Annotated in this window: 15 protein-coding genes; 9 read left to right on the top strand and 6 right to left on the bottom strand. The window is 70.3% G+C overall.

Annotated elements, in window-relative coordinates; genetic code table 11:
* The first annotated feature begins 54 nt into the window (after window positions 1–54).
* The 4 genes from tesB (at window position 55) to VZL07_RS34845 (ending at window position 5492) form a co-directional block, all read left to right on the top strand.
* Window positions 55–924, top strand: coding sequence for an acyl-CoA thioesterase II (gene tesB / locus VZL07_RS34860; protein ID WP_426752252.1), 870 nt, complete (start codon window positions 55–57; stop codon window positions 922–924).
* A 168-nt stretch (window positions 925–1092) separates the two neighbouring features.
* Window positions 1093–2478 carry a DUF1552 domain-containing protein gene (locus VZL07_RS34855; RefSeq protein ID WP_426757437.1) on the top strand — a complete coding sequence of 462 codons (1386 nt, stop codon included), beginning with the start codon at window positions 1093–1095 and terminating at the stop codon, window positions 2476–2478.
* A 13-nt stretch (window positions 2479–2491) separates the two neighbouring features.
* The gene (locus VZL07_RS34850; protein ID WP_426752251.1) at window positions 2492–4531 is read left to right on the top strand and encodes a DUF1592 domain-containing protein; all 2040 of its coding nucleotides are present in this window, start codon (window positions 2492–2494) and stop codon (window positions 4529–4531) included.
* A 259-nt stretch (window positions 4532–4790) separates the two neighbouring features.
* A complete protein-coding gene (locus VZL07_RS34845) occupies window positions 4791–5492 on the top strand; it encodes a glutamine amidotransferase-related protein (RefSeq protein ID WP_426752250.1) in 702 nt (233 codons plus the stop codon).
* A gap of 21 nt (window positions 5493–5513) precedes the next feature.
* Here VZL07_RS34845 and VZL07_RS34840 read toward each other — a convergent pair whose 3' ends face one another.
* From VZL07_RS34840 to gspG, 3 genes are read right to left on the bottom strand one after another with little or no spacing between them, the layout of a single operon-like run.
* Complete coding sequence (locus VZL07_RS34840; protein ID WP_426750664.1) at window positions 5514–6050, bottom strand: transposase; 537 nt, start codon at window positions 6048–6050, stop codon at window positions 5514–5516.
* A 41-nt stretch (window positions 6051–6091) separates the two neighbouring features.
* Entirely contained in the window at window positions 6092–6610 is a 519-nt protein-coding gene (locus VZL07_RS34835) for a helix-turn-helix domain-containing protein (RefSeq protein WP_426750665.1), read from the bottom strand.
* A gap of 55 nt (window positions 6611–6665) precedes the next feature.
* On the bottom strand, window positions 6666–7118 hold the full coding sequence (gspG, locus tag VZL07_RS34830; RefSeq protein ID WP_426752249.1) for a type II secretion system major pseudopilin GspG: 453 nt from the start codon (window positions 7116–7118) through the stop codon (window positions 6666–6668).
* Between the two features lie 302 nt (window positions 7119–7420).
* On the opposite strand from gspG, the gene VZL07_RS34825 reads away from it, so the two are divergent.
* Genes VZL07_RS34825 through VZL07_RS34810 form a run of 4 tightly spaced genes read left to right on the top strand, consistent with a single transcriptional unit; the run spans window position 7421 to window position 13740 of the window.
* A complete protein-coding gene (locus tag VZL07_RS34825; RefSeq protein WP_426752248.1) occupies window positions 7421–9790 on the top strand; it encodes a GMC family oxidoreductase N-terminal domain-containing protein in 2370 nt (789 codons plus the stop codon).
* Between the two features lie 12 nt (window positions 9791–9802).
* Complete coding sequence (locus VZL07_RS34820) at window positions 9803–11350, top strand: GMC family oxidoreductase N-terminal domain-containing protein (RefSeq protein WP_426752247.1); 1548 nt, start codon at window positions 9803–9805, stop codon at window positions 11348–11350.
* Window positions 11351–11370: 20 nt separating this feature from the next.
* Entirely contained in the window at window positions 11371–12414 is a 1044-nt protein-coding gene (locus VZL07_RS34815; RefSeq protein WP_426752246.1) for an alpha/beta fold hydrolase, read from the top strand.
* Window positions 12415–12450: 36 nt separating this feature from the next.
* On the top strand, window positions 12451–13740 hold the full coding sequence (locus tag VZL07_RS34810; RefSeq protein ID WP_426752245.1) for an Nramp family divalent metal transporter: 1290 nt from the start codon (window positions 12451–12453) through the stop codon (window positions 13738–13740).
* Between the two features lie 6 nt (window positions 13741–13746).
* Here VZL07_RS34810 and VZL07_RS34805 read toward each other — a convergent pair whose 3' ends face one another.
* From VZL07_RS34805 to VZL07_RS34795, 3 genes are all read right to left on the bottom strand, one after another.
* Window positions 13747–14823: a hypothetical protein gene (locus tag VZL07_RS34805; protein ID WP_426752244.1), complete on the bottom strand. Its 1077-nt coding sequence runs from the start codon at window positions 14821–14823 to the stop codon at window positions 13747–13749.
* 79 nt (window positions 14824–14902) lie between these two features.
* Window positions 14903–15457, bottom strand: a complete 555-nt coding sequence (locus VZL07_RS34800; protein WP_426752243.1) for a DUF2378 family protein — start codon at window positions 15455–15457, stop codon at window positions 14903–14905.
* Between the two features lie 143 nt (window positions 15458–15600).
* A complete protein-coding gene (locus VZL07_RS34795; protein ID WP_426752242.1) occupies window positions 15601–16596 on the bottom strand; it encodes a bile acid:sodium symporter family protein in 996 nt (331 codons plus the stop codon).
* Window positions 16597–16767: 171 nt separating this feature from the next.
* Between VZL07_RS34795 and VZL07_RS34790 the strand changes: the two genes are divergently transcribed.
* Complete coding sequence (locus VZL07_RS34790) at window positions 16768–18006, top strand: threonine aldolase family protein (RefSeq protein WP_426752241.1); 1239 nt, start codon at window positions 16768–16770, stop codon at window positions 18004–18006.
* Window positions 18007–18112: the final 106 nt, after the last annotated feature.

The following is an 18112-nucleotide window of genomic DNA, read 5'->3' as shown; positions in this document are numbered from 1 at the left end:
CCGGCGCCGCTCGGCGCCCGAGACAGCGGTGCCCGGCTCGATTAGGAGAGGGGCATGAGCCGAGTCCTGAACGAGCTGTTGGAGCTCTTGAAACTGGAGAAAATCGAGGAGAACCTGTTTCGCGGCAGGAGCCAGGACCTGGGGTTCCGCCAGCTCTTCGGCGGGCAGGTGCTGGGGCAGGCGCTCTCCGCGGGCAGCCAGACGGTGCCTCCCGAGCGCCACGTCCACTCGCTGCACGGGTACTTCCTGCGGCCGGGAGACGCGTCCCTTCCCGTGGTCTACACCGTGGACCGGGTGCGGGATGGCGGCAGCATCACCACCCGCCGCGTCGTCGCCATCCAGAAGGGCGAGCCCATCCTCACGATGATTGCCTCCTTCCACGGGGACGAGTCCGGCTTCGCCCACCAGGCCCCCATGCCCGAGGTCCCCGGCCCCGAAGGGCTGCCCTCCGAACAGGAGCTGCTCGGCCGCCTGGCGGACCGCATCCCCCCGGCGCTCCGCGAGAAGTTCCTTGGCGACAAGCCCATTGAAATCCGGCCCGTGGCCCCGGTGGACCCGTTCAAGCCGGAGGCGAAGGAGCCCATCAAGCACGTATGGTTCCGCGCCAACGGCGACCTGCCGGAGGACCCGCAGGTGCACCGGTACGTGCTGGCCTACGCGTCCGACTTCAACCTCATCAGCACCGCGCTCCAGCCCCACGGCGCCAGCTTCTTCCAGCCCCACATCCTGGGCGCCAGCCTGGACCACGCCCTCTGGTTCCACGGAGACCTGAAGGTGGGCGACTGGCTGCTGTACTCCATGGACAGCCCCTGGGCCGGCAACGCGCGCGGGCTCTCGCGCGGCAGTGTCTACACGCGGGACGGCCGGCTCGTGGCCTCGGTGGCCCAGGAGGGGTTGCTCCGCATCAAGAAGCCCAAATCCTGAGACTCGGGGTCGACACCCCACACCCGGGTGTGGGGTGGGGCCCCCCCTGCGGCTCTCGGGAGTCCACGAGGGTTGCAACTCTTCGAAATTCCTGGCGCTTTTCGGCCATGGCACCCTCGTTGCTGAGCACGGCACCGGCTCAGACCCCCGAGGACCCCCGTGCCGAAAATGAAACCCTGGGAGCTTTCGCGACGCACCCTGCTGCGGGGTGCCGCGGGTGCGGCGCTCGCCTTGCCCTGGCTGGAGGCCATGGCGCCCTCCATGGCCCGTGCGCAGGCCGCCGGGACAAAGCCGCCCCTGCGCTTCGTGGGCATCTTCCACTCCGCGGGCGTCGTCCCGGACCAGTGGTTCCCCACCACCGAGGGCGCGAACTACGCGCTGACGCCCACGCTGTCGCCGCTGGCCCCGGTGAAGGACGACGTCCTGGTGCTGAGCGGCCTGCGGCTCGGCTCGTGGGACTACTATCAACAGACGCACGAGGGCGGCTTCTGGATGATGCTCACCGCCTCCGAGCACATCGTCCCGGGCACCACGGACTCCATCGACCAGGTGATTGCGCGGGCCACGTCCTCGCAGGTGCGCGTGCCCTCGCTCACGCTGAGCGTGGAGAACAACGGCTACTACAACCCGGGCTACCGCGACGAGAATGGCGACGGGTTCATCGACCCGAAGACGTCCTCGTACGACGACACGCAGGACCACTGCAGCGGCGGTGACCACTGCCGGGTCACCTTCTCCCGCGGCCAGCGGCTGCCCAACACCTACAACCCGCGCGTCCTCTTCGACCGGCTCTTCGGCTCACTCCAGGCGGAGGGCCCCACCGAGCAGGAGCGGCGCGTCTGGATGTACCGCCGCAGCGTGCTCGACCGGATGACGTCACAGGCGAAGGCGCTCCAGACGAAGCTGGGCCAGGCGGACAAGCTCCGGCTCGACGAGTACCTCACGGGCATCCGCGAGCTCGAGCTGGCCATCCAGAAGGCGGAGCAGGGCGCACCGCCGCTCGCGTGCGCCACGGGCGCGAGGCCGGTGGGCATCCCCATGGATGCCACGGCCTACGCCGACCTGATGTGCGACCTCATCGTGAAGGCCTTCGAGTGCGACGCCACCCGCGTCGCCACGCTGATGCTCGGCATGTGTGTCAGCCCGATGATGTTCACCGTCAACGGGCGGGCCTTCTCGCACCACGGCGACGCGTCCCACCACGGGAACGATCCGGTCAAGCTGGCGGCCAAGGTGGAGATTGACCGGTGGCAGGTGTCCCGCTTCGCGCACCTGGTGCAGCGGCTGAAGGCGGTGCCGGAGGGGGAGGGTGCGCTGCTGGACAACGTGGCCGTCTTCTACTCGAGCGACATCTCCCACAGCGACTGGCACAACCACTACGACATGCCCGTGCTGCTCGCGGGCCGCGCGGGCGGCGCCATCCGGCCGGGCCGGCACATGCGGGCGCAGGGCAAGCGCTGCGGCGACGTCCTGCTGTCCATCCTCCAGGCCTTCGAGATTCCTCGGGGCAACTTCGGTCCGCTGGCGCAGGGGCCCCTGTCCGGACTGGCGTGAGCGGAGGGACACCATGAAGACGCGTTCGATTCTCTTCGGCGTGCCCCTGCTGCTGACCGCGTGCTCGGACGAGCTGCCTGTCGCGCGCATCCAGGACCCCAAGCCCGTCGTCGCCGCGCAGCACTGCTCGGACGGGGCTCATTCACTGCGCCGACTGAACCGCACGGAGTACGACAACACCGTGCGCGACCTGCTGGGCGAGACGAGCCGTCCGGCCACCACCTTCCCGGCGGACCCCACCGGGCACGGCTTCGACAACGAGGCGAGCCTGCTGGGCGTCTCTCCCGCGCTGGTGGAGGCCTACGAGGCCACCGCGGGCCGGCTCATCGACCAGGCCTGGGCCCGTGACGGTGCCGCCAGCTCCGGCGGCGGCACGGTGCGCATCGAAGCCGAGTCCGCGAGCGCCACCACCGGCGGCAGCGAGCAGAACGGCACCGTCTGGAACCTCTGGTCCAACGGCGACCTCACCGCCACCTTCACCTTCGCGCAGGCGGGCGAGTACGAGCTGTCCGTGCGCGCCTGGGGCACGCAGGCACCGCCCGAGCCAGTGAAGATGCAGTGGCTCCTGGATGGCGTCGTGGTGGCGTCGTTCGACGTGCCCGCCACCAGCCCCACGGTGTACTCGCGGCAGGTGCGGGTGGACGCGCCCGGCGCGAAGCGCTTCGCCGTGCGCTTCACCAACGATACGTATGACCCGGAGACGTCCACGGACCGCAACCTGCTGCTGGACTGGCTGGAGGTCCGCTCCCTGGTGCCCACGTCCGTCGCGACCGAGCGCCACCTGCGCGTCTGCGACCCGGCCGTGGTGGGAGAGGAGCCCTGCGCGCGCCAGATGGTGGAGTCGCTAGCGACGCGCGCCTGGCGCCGTCCCGCGAAGCCAGAGGAGGTCGCGGAGCTGATGAGCGTGTATTCGCTCGTGCGCGAGTCCGGTGACGGCTTCGAGCTGGCTGCGAAGTTCGCGCTGCGCTCGGTGCTGCTGTCGCCGCACTTCCTCTTCCAGGTCGTGGAGACGCAGGCGCCGGGGCAGGGGAAGAGCGAGCTGGCTCCGCGCGAGCTCGCCTCACGCCTGTCGTACTTCCTCTGGAGCAGCCAGCCCGACGCGGAGCTGACGGCGCTGGCGGACGCGGGGCGCCTGAGCGATCCGGAGGTGCTGGAGGCACAGGTTCGCCGGATGCTCGCGGATGACCGGGCCGAGGCGCTGGTGCAGAACTTCGCCGGCCAGTGGCTGGGGCTGCGCAAGGTGGACGGCATCACCGCGGACCCGCAGCTGTTCCCCGGCGTGGACTCGGACCTCAAGCGCGCCATGCGCGAGGAAGGAGAGAGCTTCTTCCGCGCCTTCCTCAAGGAGGACCGCAGCGCGCTGGAGATGCTGGACGCGGACTTCACCTATGTGAATGACCGGCTCGCGGACTACTACGGGCTGCCGCGGCCGGGCTCCACGACGGTGACGCGCGTGAGCACGGGGGATGGCCGCCGCGGCGGCGTGCTGGGCCAGGCCGGTGTGCTGGCGCAGGCGTCGCTGGCGACGCGCACCTCACCAGTGCTCCGGGGGAAGTGGGTGCTGGGGAAGCTGCTGTGCCAGGAGCCGCCCCCGCCACCTCCAGGCGTGGAGGCGCTCCCCACGCAGGTGCCCCCCGGCGCCACGCTGCGACAGATTACGGAGATGCACCGGGCCAACCCGGCCTGCTCGAGCTGCCACGACCTGCTGGACCCCATCGGCTTCGGTCTGGAGAACTACAACGCGGCCGGCGCCTGGCGGGAGCTGGACAACGGCTCGCCGGTGGACGCCTCGGGCAGCTTCAAGGGCGTGGCCTTCCAGGGCCCGCGCGAGCTGGCGGGCATCCTCAAGAGCGACCCCGCCTTCGCGACGTGCATGACGCGCCAGGCGCTGGCCTACGGTCTGGGGCGCGCGCTGACGGACGCCGACGAGGCCACCGTGCGGTACGTGGACACTCGCTTCGCGGAGAAAGGCCACCGGCTCCCCGAGCTGCTGGTGGCCGTGGCACTCAGCGACAGCTTCCGTCACCGCTGTCCGGTGCCCTCCGCCGAGTAGCGCTGCGCGGGCGCCACCTTCAGCAAGTGTGTGCCCGACGGCACCCGTGACGTGAACTGCGCCCGCAACCCGTCGTCCGGGAAGGACTCTGCGTTCAGCAAGTATGGGCCCGGCGGCACCCGCGACGGGGACCGCGTCCGCGCCCCGTTGGGCGGGAAGGACGATGGGCCGCAGGTAGGAACCTGCCTCAACAACCGCAGGTCGTGCGCATACGATTGGGACGGCGGGGAGGTGCCCCGCTGTTCGGGAGGTGACGTCGATGCGCGCGGTGGTGTTCCAGCACGAGGAGCACGAGGGGCCCGGCCTGCTGGGGCCGGTGTTGCAGGCGGCGGGGTTCTCGCTGGTGCATCGCTTCCGGACGGTACGCCGGGAGGACGTGGACGCGGAGCTGCTCGTCGTCATGGGGGGCCGCATGGCCGTCTATGAGTCGGACCAGCATCCCTTCCTCCGCGAGGAGCTTGGCATCCTGATGGATCGGCTCGCCTATGAGCGCCCGTGCCTGGGCATCTGCCTGGGCGCGCAGCTGCTCGCGGCGGCGGCGGGCGCGGACGTGTTCCCGGGGAAGAATGGCTTCGAGGTGGGCGTGGGCCCCGTGCGCTGGACGCCCGCCGCGCAGCAGGACCCGGTGCTCTCCGCTGCCCGGCCTCGCACGGTGGTGGCGCACTGGCATGGTGACACCCATGCGCCCGTGCCTGACGCGACGCTGCTGGCGTCCACGGACCGCTACACCCAGCAGGCCTTCCGGCTGGGCCCGTCCTACGGCTTCCAGTTCCACCTGGAGCTGACCGCCACGGAGCTGGGGCGGTGGTACGACCTGGAAGCGGACGACCTCCAGCAGCGGGAAAAGAGCCTCCAGGAGCTGAAGGCGCAGCTCCCCAGGCTGAAGGCCGCCGAGGCCGACAACACCGAGCTGCTCCACCGCCTCGCGCACCACTTCGCGCGCGCGGCAGTGGGCCGCTGATTCCCGTGGGGCCCAGGCTTCCTAAGTAGGTCGCCAGAAGTTCTCTAACAAATCGCGCAGCCAGAAGCCCTCGGCGAGGCAGCCTGCCTTGCGGAGGGCGTCCTGGGGCGAGAGGGCTAGCACCCACTCGATGGCGGCGTCGACGTGCTGCTCCACCGTAGGGTACTGCCGATTGGCCGACACGTGCTGCTTGAGCGGACGCCAAAGGTGGTCCATGCAGTTGAGCTCCGAGCGCTGCTTGGGCAGCAGCACCAGGTGGATACCGAGACGAGCGGCGAGCCGCTGAGACTTCTGGGCGGTGTGACAGCTGGCCCTGTCGAGCACCAGCAGCAGTGAGCGACCGGGGTAGGCAGCGCGCAGTGCACGCAGGAAGGCCATGAAGTCCTCCTGCCTGCCGCGCCGGGTCGCCATGACGACGCGCCTGCCGGTGCGTGGATTGATGGCGCCCCACAGCGTGCGCTTGGCATTCTCGCCGGTAATTTTCACCAACGCCTGCTCGCCTACCGGAGTCCACATCGCGCGCAGCGGTGGAAACCAGCGCAGCAGCGTGCTGTCCATGACAAGCAGCACCGCCCGGGGCCACTGGCGCTTGAGCCGCTTCAGACGGCGAACAAGGCCCCCTTTTTCTGCCCCGGGTGAGGCGCCGCCGTCGCATACACGTACCGCGGCCGCTTCCACGCCAGGCCCGCCTCATGCAACCGTCGGCGCAGCGTGCGGGCTGACACCTCGAAACCCTTGCGCTTCAGGTGGGTGCACAGCAGCGGCACCGTCCAGCCATGGCTGGCCCAGCCCGCCTTCTCGGGACTGGCGCGTACCACCCTGCGCAGACGCTCAGAGGTCAGACGCGGGGCTTTTCTGGGCCGCCCTGAGCGCGGGGCATCCACCAGTGCGGACGGGGTGCGCTTTGTCAGGTAGCGCTCCAACCAGAAGTAGACGGCCGGCCGACTCAAGGCCGCCAGGTGCGAGGCCTCGCCCGGGCCTTTGCCCTCGGCGATGAGCTTGATGGCGAGAAGGCGGCGGAAGTGGCGGGCATCGCGTGCCTGCCGCAGCGCCCGCTCCAGCTTCCGCCTGTCGTATGCTGTCAGCCCCAGCTCGGCAGGGCTCCTTGCCGGTCGCATGCCCTGGAAGCTGTGCATGCGGCCGGAATTTGTCTCGGAACTTCTGGCGGCCTACTTAGCGGAGGCCCTTGGGCTTGTTGCGGGCCGTGCTCGCCGATGGTGACTCCACCTGGGAGGTGATGTCCGCGTCGCTGCCCTCACCGCCCGGGGCACCGTCCGCGCCGTACGACAGGATGACAGGGCTGCCGCCTTCGTTGAGGTACACGTAGTCGCGGTTCCACGGGTCCTTGGGCAGCCGCTCCACCGATCGCGCCTCAAGGAGCGCCTCCAGGCCCGCGTGGGTGTCCGGGAAGCTGCCGGTCTTCATGTAGTGGAGCTTGAGCCCCGTCTCCAGCGTCTTGATGTCCAGGGCGGCCGTCTTCTGCTTGGCCTCCTCGAGGTTCGACATGACCGAGACACCTACGGCTGCGGCGATGAGCCCGAGGATGGTGATGACGACCATGATCTCGATCAGCGTCATGCCTCGAACGTGACGGCGCCGCGAATTCAGTTTCTGGGCTGGCTTCATCTTTGAGTTTTGACCTCGTGTGACTTTGTGTCGTGCCCTCGCGCCGCCGACCTGCCGCGATGTCTGTCGTTGCGAGGACGTTGCACGTGCCTCCGGCTGGCTGTGCCCAGAATCCCGCTGGGGTGTCCGGCTCGAAGGGGGCTCAGTGCAGCCCGCGTGCCTGATAAGTGCCGCACGGGTGAAAAAGAGAATTCAAGGGCTTGGACCCACTCCATGGAGGGAGGTCCAAGGATCAGACCCTCGTGCGTTGATAGGATGGCAGTCGAAACCTGCCCTGGGACGGGTTGCAAAGAGGGGGGAAGATGGCGCCGACCTACGACGCACTGGTCATTGGCACCGGCTTTGGGGGCGCGGTGGCGGCTTGCCGGCTGGCACAGGCGGGCCTGTCCGTGCGCGTCCTGGAGCGAGGCCTGCGCTACCCGAAGGGGAGCTTTCCCCGCGACTGGAGCAACCCGTTCAACGGCTGGCTGTGGCAGTACGGCCAGGGCCTCTTCGACGTGAAGCTGCTGCCGGGCATGAGCATCGTCCAGTCCGCCGGCCTCGGCGGCGGCTCGCTCATCTACGCCAACGTCCACCTGCGCCCGCCCGCGGAGACCTTCGAGTGGGACTGGCCGGAGGGCTACAGCCGCGCCGCGCTGGACCCGTATTACGACCTGGTGGCGTACATGCTGGACCTCCAGCCAATCACCGCGTCCGCGCGCGGCCTGCCCACCAAGGCGAAGCGGATGCGGGAGGCGGCGCGCAAACTCGGCCGCGAGCAGCAGTTCTTCTACCCGGACCTCGCCGTGCGCTTCGCCCCCGCCGGCGAGCCCCTGCCCAACAAGTTCGGCGTCGCGCAGGAGGGCTGCAACTACTGCGGTGAGTGTGACATCGGCTGCAACGTCCGCGCGAAGAACACCCTGGACCTGAACTACCTCGCCGTCGCCGAGCAGCAGGGCGCGGAGATGACCACCCAGGCGGAGGCCACGCGCATCGAGCCCCTGTCTCCCGCCGGCTACCGCGTCACCTATACCGACCACGCCGCCGGCGGCGCCGAGCGCACCGTGGACGCCCGGCGCATCTTCCTCTGCGCGGGCGCGGTGAACACCACGGAGCTGCTGCTTCGCTGCCGTGACCAGTGGGGCACGCTGCCAAATATCGGCGACCGGCTGGGCTGCCGCTACTCGGCCAACGGTGACTTCCTCGCCTTTGCCTTCGATACCCGCGAGGTCTGGGACCCCTCGGAGGGCCCCACGATCACCACCAGCTTCGTGGTGGACCAGGGGCAGGGGGCCGACAAGACGTGGTTCCTCTTCCAGGAGGGAGGGCACCCGGGACAGGCCGCGGGCCTTCTCCAGGCGTTGGATCCGGAGGGGGACTTCCGCATCCCCTCGGACCTGCTGCAGGCGCAGCTGGTGCGCGCCCTTCGCCGGCGCGCGGGTACCGGGTCGGCCATCGACAAGGAGCGCGGGCGCTTCCAGGCGGTGTTCCTGGCCATGGGGCGGGATCGCTCCAACGGTCGGCTGGCGCTGCGGCCCGTCACGGGGGACCTGGAGGTGCGGTGGGACGTGCCCGCCAACCTGCCGCTGTACCGGACGCAGGAGCAGCTGTGCCAGGACATCGCCCGGGCGCTCGGGGCCCGGGCCGTCTACAACCCGCTCTGGGACCGGCTCCACATCCCCGTGTCCGTGCACAACCTGGGGGGCTGCGCCATGGCGGAGGAGCCCGCGTACGGCGTCCTCTCGCCCGACGGTGAGGTGCATGGCTACCCCGGCCTGTATGTCCTCGATGGCGCCGCGCTGCCGTCGAGCACGGGAGTGAACCCGTCATCCACCATCGCCGCGGTGGCCGAGCGCAACGTCGAGCGCGCCATCCGCGAGGCCCTGGGGCACCCGTCCTGGACCGCGCCGGAGCGCGCCGGGACGCCCTCGGGCCGGAGCGCCGTGGAGCCGTTCCGCGCGTCGATGCGGATGACCATGACCATGGAGGAAGCACCACGCCGGGTGGTGCCCAGGGAGGACCCGATGCACGGTGTGGTGATTCCAGAGGGGGGAACGGTGTTGTCGCCCACGCCGGTGGTGGGGCTGCGCTTCACCGAACGGATGCGGGGTTACATCACGCCGGGGCATGAGCCCGAGACGGACTTCCTGGGCGCGGAGGAGCAGGGGAAGGCGGAGGGCCACGTGGCCGAGTTCACCGTCACCATCACCCTGCCCAACCTGGACCGGTTCCTCGCGGAGAAGGCCCATGGGGGCATCGCGGAAGGCACCGTCCACGTCCACGGCTTCACGCCGCCCCGGGGCGCCAAGGTGGAGCGCGGCGTGTTCAACCTCTTCGTGGACACGGACAGCTACTACGAGCGGCGGATGCTCTACCTGCTGCCCTTCACCGGCGTGGACGGCCAGCAGTACCTGCTCGACGGCTACAAGCACGTGCGCGACGACGACGGCTTCGACATGTGGGCCGACACCTCCACCCTCCACACCGTCATCCGCCGGGGCGTGGACCGCCAGGCACCGGTGGTGGCCAGCGGCGTCATCCGCCTGGGCATGCCGGACTTCCTCCAGCAGCTCACGACCTTCACGGTGCTGGGGACGACGTCGTCGCTCGCGAAGGCCCACGCCCTGAAGCGCTTCGGGAGCATGTTCATGGGCAACCTCTGGGACGTCTTCGCGCGCACCAAGCTGGAATAGGAGAGGCGCAACGTGGCGAAGGCAACGCGGTACGACGTGGTGGTCGTGGGCTCCGGCTTCGGGGGCTCCATCAACGCCCTGCGCCTGTCACAGGCCGGCAAGTCGGTGGTCGTCCTCGAGCGCGGCAAGCGCTACCGCCCCGGCGGGTTTCCCCGGGACGTGAAGCGCGCGGACGAAGTGCTCTGGCGCCAGTCCTCGCGGCACCAGGCCCAGGGCCTCTATGACGTGCGCTTCCTGTCCGGCATCGGCACGGTGACGGCCAGCGGGGTCGGCGGCGGGTCGCTCATCTACGCCAACGTCCACGTGCGGCCGGACGCGGAGGTCTTCGAGGATCCACGCTGGCCCGCGGCCTATCGCCGTGCCTCCCTGGAGCCGTACTTCGACCGGGTCGCCCACGAGCTGCGCCTGAACCCGGTGCCCACCTCCATCCCCCTGCGCAAGCGGGACCTCTTCCAGCGCGCCGCGCGGGGGATGGGCCGCGAGACGTTCGATCCGCCCGTGGCCGTGGCCTTCACCGAGCCCCCGGGGCCGAACCGCCGCGTCTGCCAGCTCTGCGCGGAGTGCGAGTTCGGCTGCCAGCACGGCGCGAAGAACACCATGGACCTCACGTACCTGGCGCGGGCGGAGGCGCTGGGGGCGCACGTCCTGGCCCGGACGCTCGTCTCGCACGTGGAGCCGGTGCGCGACGGCTACCGGGTGTACTGCCAGGACCTGGTGTCGGGGGAGAAGTACGCCGTGGAGGGCTCGCGCGTGGTGCTGGCGGCGGGGACGCTGGGCACGGTGGAGATCCTCCTGCGCAGCCGGGATGTCGCGCGGACGTTGCCCCGGGTGAGCAGGCGCCTGGGCCATGGCTATTCGGGCAACGGTGACTTCCTGGCGTCCATGCAGGGAGCTCGCGAGGACATCCTGCCGTGGGTGGGCCCCGACGTGTCCACGGTGATGCGCTTCACGGATTCGCAGCCGCGCTTCACGCTGGTGACGGCCACCTTCAACAAGCCCGCGACGGAGGTGCTGGCGGGGATGGGCCAGCCGGACGTCGGGCCCTTCCAAGGTATCGGCGCGCCACTGTGGACGTGCCTGGGGCCATGGGTCCACGCCGCCTTCGCGAAGGGACTGCTGAGCCGGCCCCTGCGCAACGACGTGGATGCTGCGCGCACGTCCAACCTCTTCGGCATCGGGCAGGACAACGCGAACGGGCGCATGCACCTGAGGGGCGGCCACCTGGACGTGGCGTGGGACTTCGCCGGGGAGAACGCGGAGCTGGTCCGGCGGATGACCGAGGCCATGCGCGCCCTGGCGGCCCAGTACGGCGCCACATTCTCGCCGCTGATCACCTGGCAGCTCTTCAAGCGGCCCTTCACCGTGCATTCGCTGGGCGGTGCCCACCTGGCGGAGACTCCCGAGCGGGGCGTGGTGTCCACGGAGGGCGAGGTCTTCCACCATCCCGGACTGTACGTGGCGGATGGCTCGGTCATCCCGACGGCCATTGGTTTCCATCCGGTGATGACCATCAGCGCCGTGGCCGAGCGCATCGCCGAGGCCGTGGTGCAGGGCTTCTGAAAGCACACGAGGAACATGCTATGGACAGTTTTCCCTCCGCCGAGCGCCACGACTTTCCAGCGGGCGACGGCGCGCCCTTGCAGCTCACGCGCTACCAGGGGGGGCGCAAGGGCCCCGTGCTCCTCGTCCACGGGGCAGGGGTGTGGAGCGGCATGTTCATGCTGCCCACGGTGCGGGAGAACTTCGTCCAGTTCCTGGTGCGCCACGGCTATGACACGTGGCTGCTGGACTGGCGCGCCAGCGTGGAGCTGCCGCTGCGGCAGTTCACGCTGGACGACGCGGCCCGGCACGACATGCCCGCCGCCGTCCGCAAAGTCCGCGAGCGCACCGGCGCGGAGTCCGTGCAGGCCGTGGTGCACTGCGCGGGCTCGGCGACCTTCTTCATGTCGATGGCGGCGGGACATCTGCCGGACGTGCGCGGCGTGGTCGCGTCGCAGGTGGCGCTGCACCACATCGTCCCGCCGACGACGCAACTGAAGGCCATGCTGCGGCTGCCGGACGTGCTGGACCTCACGCGAGACTACCTCACACCCGACGAGGACCCGCGCAGCCCCTTGTTCCAGGCGGCCTTCGGCACCCTCGTGGACCTGTTCCGGCACGAGTGCGACAGCACGGTGTGCCACCGGCTGACCTTCATGTACGGGCAGCTCTTCCGGCACGCGCGCATCAACCGGGAGACGCATGAGCGGCTCGACGAGCAGTTCGGCCCCTGCAACATGCTGACGTTCCGCCACCTGGCGCAGATGGCGCGCGCCGGGTACGCGCTGGGGTTCGACTACGGCCGGGAGGAGAACCTCCGGCGCTACGGCCGCGAGCGCCCGCCGTCCTACCTCCGCGCGGAGCACCTGCGGCGCCCCATCACCTTCGTCTCCGGCGAGCTGAACGGCACGTACATGCCCGCGTCCACGGAGCTCACGTACGAGTGGCTCCGCGAGGAGAACGGCGCGTCGTACTACCAGCGGAAGGTGCTCGCGGGATACGGGCACCTGGACACCTTCATGGGAAGCACCGCGTCACGCGACACGTATCCGGTGCTGCTCGATGCGCTGGAGGCCATGGCCTGAGCGAGGGCGGCGGAGTACCGTCCAGGGCCTGCCCCCATGGACACGTCCTCTCCTTCAACGGCGCGGTCGACCGCCGCGGTCCCGCCGGCGCGGCTGGGGCTGATGGCTCGCTTCGGGCCCGGGATGCTCGTGGCGGCCACGGGCGTGGGAGCAGGGGACCTGCTCACCGCCAGCCTCGGTGGCTCCGCCGTGGGGATGACCATTCTCTGGGCCGCCGTCGTGGGCGCGGTGCTGAAGGGCTTCCTCAACGAAGGCATCGCGCGCTGGCAGCTCGCCACCGGGACGACGGTGCTGGAGGGCTGGGCCCGCTTCGGCGCCTGGCTGCGCTACGCGTTCTTCATCTACCTGGTGGGGTGGAGCTTCTTCACGGGAGGGGCGCTCATCTCCGCCTGTGGCGCGGCGGGCGACGCGCTGTGGCCCCTGTCCGCGGACCCGGACACGTCCCGGCGCCTCTGGGGCGTGGTGCACTCGCTGGTGGGGTTGGGGCTCGTGTGGGCGGGCGGCTTCCGCTTCTTCGAGCGGCTGATGGCCGCGTGCATCGGCGTGATGTTCGTCACGGTGATTGTCACGGCCGTGGCCTCGGGGCCGGACTGGGGCGCCGCGGCCCGGGGGCTCGTGGTGCCGTCGCTGCCGGAGGGGGGCACGGCGTGGGTCCTGGGCCTGCTGGGCGGCGTGGGCGGCACCGTCACGGTGCTGTCCTACGGCTACTGGATTCGCGAGCGGGGCCGAGAAGGCACCGGGTGGCTGCGGACATGCCAGGCAGACCTCGCGGTGGGTTATGCGCTCACGGCCCTGTTCGGCATCGCGATGGTCGTCATCGGCTCCACCGTGGAGCTCCAGGGCAGCGGCCTGCGCGTGGCGCTGCTGCTGGCGCAGCGGCTGGGGGACGTCATCGGCCCGGTGGGCTACTGGCTCTTCCTCGGGGGCTTCTGGGCGGCCGTGTTCTCCAGCCTGCTGGGGGTCTGGGAGGGGGTTCCGTACCTCTTCGCGGACTTCCTGCGCATCCATCGCAAGGCGCCCGTCACGGACGTGGCGCTGCGAGACACCCGCGCCTGGCGCTGGTACCTCGTGGCGCTGGCGGTGGTGCCCCTGCCGTTGCTGTGGGTGCCGCTGCAGCGGGCGCAGCTCGCCTATGCCGTGATGGGCTCGCTGTTCATGCCGCTGCTCGCCGCGACGCTGCTGTGGATGAACAACCGCCGCGAGTGGGTGGGGAGCCTGCGCAACGGCTGGCTCGTCAACGCCGCGCTCATCGCCACGCTGCTGCTGTTCCTCGGTGTGGGGGCGGATGAGGCACTGGAGGCGCTCCGGAAGCTGACGGCCCGGTGAGCCGTCTCAACCGGCGCCTTCCGCGGCGGCGGGCGGCGCGCCGCCGGGCTCGCGCACGGAGGTGTCGTCCCAGCCGATGTAGCGCACACCTTCCAGGGGCTCGGGTGCGTGGAACTCCAGGGCGCCCACCGTGGAGGTCAGCCGACCGTCCGGCCTCCAGGCCGCGAAGGGGTGAGGACGGGTGAAGAGCTCCAGCTCGCAGGTGGCCACGTCGCTCTGGGCCACGTGGACGTCCCAGCCCGTCGGGTCGCGGTAGACGTAGCCCACGAGCGTCCGCGGGTCGCACCACGCGCGGCCCTCCACCGCCACCGTGGCCGAGCGTGCGCGGAAGCGCAGCGCTCCGGCGCGCGGCGCCTCCATGTGCGTGAAGAGCAGGCCCGGTGCTTCGTGGAAGCGGTGCTCCGTGGCACCGGTGCGCAGATAGATGGGGGTGAGCCGGGGACTCAGCACCGAGCGACGAGGCAGCACGGAGAGCGCCTCCAGGCGCGCGTCCGCGTCCTCCTGGAAGCGCGGCACGTAGAGCCACGTCAGCTCCTCCAGCCTCCGGTGGCCCCACAGGTGCTTCTGAAGGCCTGGAGCGCCCTGGACCTCGTACGGGTGCCCATCCACCGTGACGGTGCCGCTGAAGCGCATGTCGTCCTGGGAGTGCGCCACCTGCGTGGGCAGTGGCAGCAGGTTCGCGCCACGGGGCGTGCGGCGTACGGCCTCCCCGGCCTCGGGGGTGGAGCGCAGGTCCCACGCGATGGAATGGCCCCCCGACTCGACGCGGCCATGGCACCGGCCGGGTGCCAGCTCGGCGTCTCCGATGCGGATGCCGAAACGCCCGGTGGCGTTGGCGACGAACCGGGAGAGGGGATGGATGGCCTTCAGCGCCAGGGCGGGCGTGGAGGATGCGCAGTCGAAGGACGCCGCCCACAGCATGGCGCGGGGCCCGCCAGGGGCTCCCGGCGCGGGCGTGAAGAGCGTGTAGCGGAACCACCAGGCCCGCTCACCGCCCGGGTCGAGCACGCAGAGGAACCAGATCTCGAAGTAGCCCTGCTGCCCCTTCCAACGCGGCAGATTGGCTCGCTCGCTCGACGGCATGTCATCCCCCTCATCGTTGGCGCGGTCGCGCCAGCTGGGGGCAAACGTCGCAGAGCGGAGACCTCCAGGGCAAGCCGCCTCAGCGCCCAGGTTCCTTCCAGGCGACGCGGTACGTGACGCAGTGGTCGTCGAAGTCCTGCACGTCCACCGTCGTGGCGACGCCACCCGCGGCGCGGGACATGGCGAGCATGACGCCCTGCTTGAAGTAGCGCAGCATGCCGGGCTCGTTGAGCCAGACCCTGGCTTCCGCCGGGCCGCTCTGGGTGATGCGGACCTCGGTGTAGTTGTTGCTCGTCCGGAAGCCGTGCTGCGCCTTGGACAGCATCCGCCAGGGCCCCAGCAGCTTCATCACCCCGAGCAGCGCCCGGCCCATCAGCGTGTCGCGATAGCCGTCAATCATTCGCTCGCCCAGCATCCGCCAGGCCACCTCGTCCGGCTCGGCCGGGTGAAGTGCCTTGGCCGTGAGCGAGACGCAGCGGATCCACGTCTCCAGCGGGTAGGCGGGGAGCAGGGGCCGGTCCAGGTCCAGGCCCTCGCTTCGCAGCTGCTCCTTGAGCAGGGGCGTCACCCGTCCTGACAGTCCTCGGACGAAGAGTCCTTCGACGATGGGCGGGAAGACGAGTCGGTCGGCCATGACGCGCATTCCAGCCCGGGCAGTACCCGCCGGGTCAAGCCGGTCCCCGGATGGGCTGTTGGGCTCGGTCATACGTTCCCGCGCCCTATCACAGACGCGAGCGAATGGGACGTGTCCTCGGGGAGGAGCCGGCGCACCTGCCCCTACGCGGCGGGTCGCGCCGGCCGCTTCGCGTAGCGCTCCGCCAGGACCGAGCACACCAGCAACTGGGCCTGGTGGTAGAACATGAGTGGTAGGACGATGAGCCCCAGGGCCGGCGACGCGCCGAAGAGCAGGCGCGCCATGGGCACCCCGGACGCCAGTGTCTTCTTCGACCCACAGAAGACCACCGCGATCTCGTCCTCCGTGGAGAACCCCAGGGCCCGTGCCACGCGGGTGGTCAGCGTCAGCACGATGGCCAGGAGGCTCACCGCGCCCGCGAAGGCCATCCCCAGCACCTCCCAGCCTTGGTCCGTGAACAGCCCCGTCCCGATGGAGTCGCAGAACGACGCATAGACGAGCAGCAGGATGACGGCTCTGTCGAAGGCGTTGGTGTAGCGCCGGTAGCGGGCGAACCAGGCGCCCAGGAGCGGACGCAGCAGCTGCCCCAGGGCCAGCGGTAGCAGCAGGAGGGTGGCGAGCTTCAGGACGGCGTCACGCATGGAGAGGGACTGTCCCGTGACGGAGGCGAACAGGCCGATGAGGAGCGGCGTCAGGACGATGCCGAGCAGGCTGGACAGGCTGGCGTTGAAGATGGCCACGGGGACGTTGCCCCTGGCAACGCCCGTCATCGCCACGGACGAGGAAATGGTCGACGGGACGGCGCAGAGGTAGAGCAGGCCCAGCGAGACGTCCTCCGGCAGCCAGCGACCCAGCAGGGCGTCGCTGAGCCACCAAAGCAGGGGGAACACCCCGAACGTGAAGGCCTGCACCACCAGGTGCACGCGCCACTGCAGTGCCCCGGTCCGCAGCTGGGCCGCGGGGAGCCCCAGGCCGTGGAGCAGGAACACCGCGAAGATGCCCACGTTCGCGACCACGTCCGCGTGCATCGGTCCACCCGCCATGCCGAGCTCGGGGAAGACCGCGGCCAGGACGATGGCGGCCAGCATCCCCAGCAGGAACCAGTCCCGGGCGAGTCGTTTCACGAGGCGGAGGGGCATGGCCGCCTCCCATACTCCGCGCGGCGGCGGACCTCTACCGGCGAATCGGGTCGTGTCGGGCAGAGGGGGGCGCCGCACGAGCCGCCCACCTGCGTTGCGTCAGGAAGTGGGGCTGCGACGCCCGCGTTGCCGCGCGTGTTCAATCGACGACTCGCGGTAGGCTCATGTTCCATGAGTCCTCGGCACCTCAGTCGAAGCGAGTTCCTGGCGCTCACCGGATTGCTCTCGGGAGCCACGCTGGTGCCTCGGGGAGCCCGAGCGGCGGTGCCACCGGCGCAGGCAACGGCCCCTCCGGGGAAGACGGCCGCCGTCACGCCGAAGCCATCACGGGTGTCGTCCGCGGCGCTGCGCCGAGGTTGCCGTGCGGCGCTTGCTCCCGGGGCCACCGTGGATCCGGGCGCCGAACTCATCCGGATTGGCGAGTGGGTGCAGCGCCGGGGCCTGGAGCAGGACTTCTACGGCGGCAGCGCGTTCATCGAGGACTTCGAGGCTCGCATCGCCAGGCTGCTCGGCTGCGAGGCCGCGTGTTTCATGCCCACCGGCACGATGGGCCAGCTCATCGCGCTCCGCATCTACGCGGATGCCAGCGGGAACCGGAACGTGGGGCTACATCCGTCGTCCCACCACGTGCTGCACGAGAACAACAGCCACGTGGTGCTCCACGGGCTGCATGACGTCATCATCGCGCCGTGGATCCGGCCGTTGCTGGCCACCGACGTGCGGGGGGCGCGCGAGGCGCTGGGGACGGTGAGCGTGGAGCTGCCGGTCCGCTGGCTGGGGGGACAGCTCCCCACATGGGCCCAGCTCGAGGACCTCAAGCGGACGTGCCGCTCACAGGGCGTGAAGCTTCACATGGATGGGGCGCGGCTGTGGGAATGTCAGCCCTTCTACCAGCGCTCGTACGCGGACGTCTGCCGGGGCTTCGACTCCGTCTACGTGTCGTTCTACAAGACGGTGGGTGCCATTGGCGGGGCCATGCTCGCCGGGAAGCGAGACTTCATCCGGAGCGCTCGCACGTGGCGCCACCGGCATGGCGGCAACGTCTACCAGATGTTGCCCTTCGTGGCCTCCGCGGCAATGCGGCTCGATGATGCCCTGGCACGCATCCCCGAGCACGTCCGACGGGCGAAGCTCCTCTCGGAGGCCCTGGCGTCGGATGATCGCCTCACGGTACTTCCGCGTCCGGCACAGACGAGCATGTTCCGCGTCTACCTCCGGGGCGAGCCCGCGGAGCTGTCCGCTCGCAGAGATCGCATCGCGAGCGAGGACAAGGTTTGGGTGGCCAATGGCTTCAGCCCCACGCGCGTGCCGGGCATCTCGGAGACGGAGCTCCAGGTGAGCGAGGACCTGGGAGAGGTGACGGAGGAGGCGGCTGCGCAGGCCTTCCGGAAGCTGCTGGACCCGGCGTGAGTCGGCCTACCGGGCCGCGATTGTGCCGTCGTGCGCACGCACGGCCGCTCGGTGGAATGCACGCGGACGCGCCCGCCCGCCTGCTTGCGGCGGGGCGCGACTGCGT

This window comes from Pseudomyxococcus flavus, from assembly GCF_050038885.1.
Classification (GTDB): domain Bacteria; phylum Myxococcota; class Myxococcia; order Myxococcales; family Myxococcaceae; genus Myxococcus; species Myxococcus flavus.
This window is presented reverse-complemented; position numbering and strand designations above follow the sequence as displayed.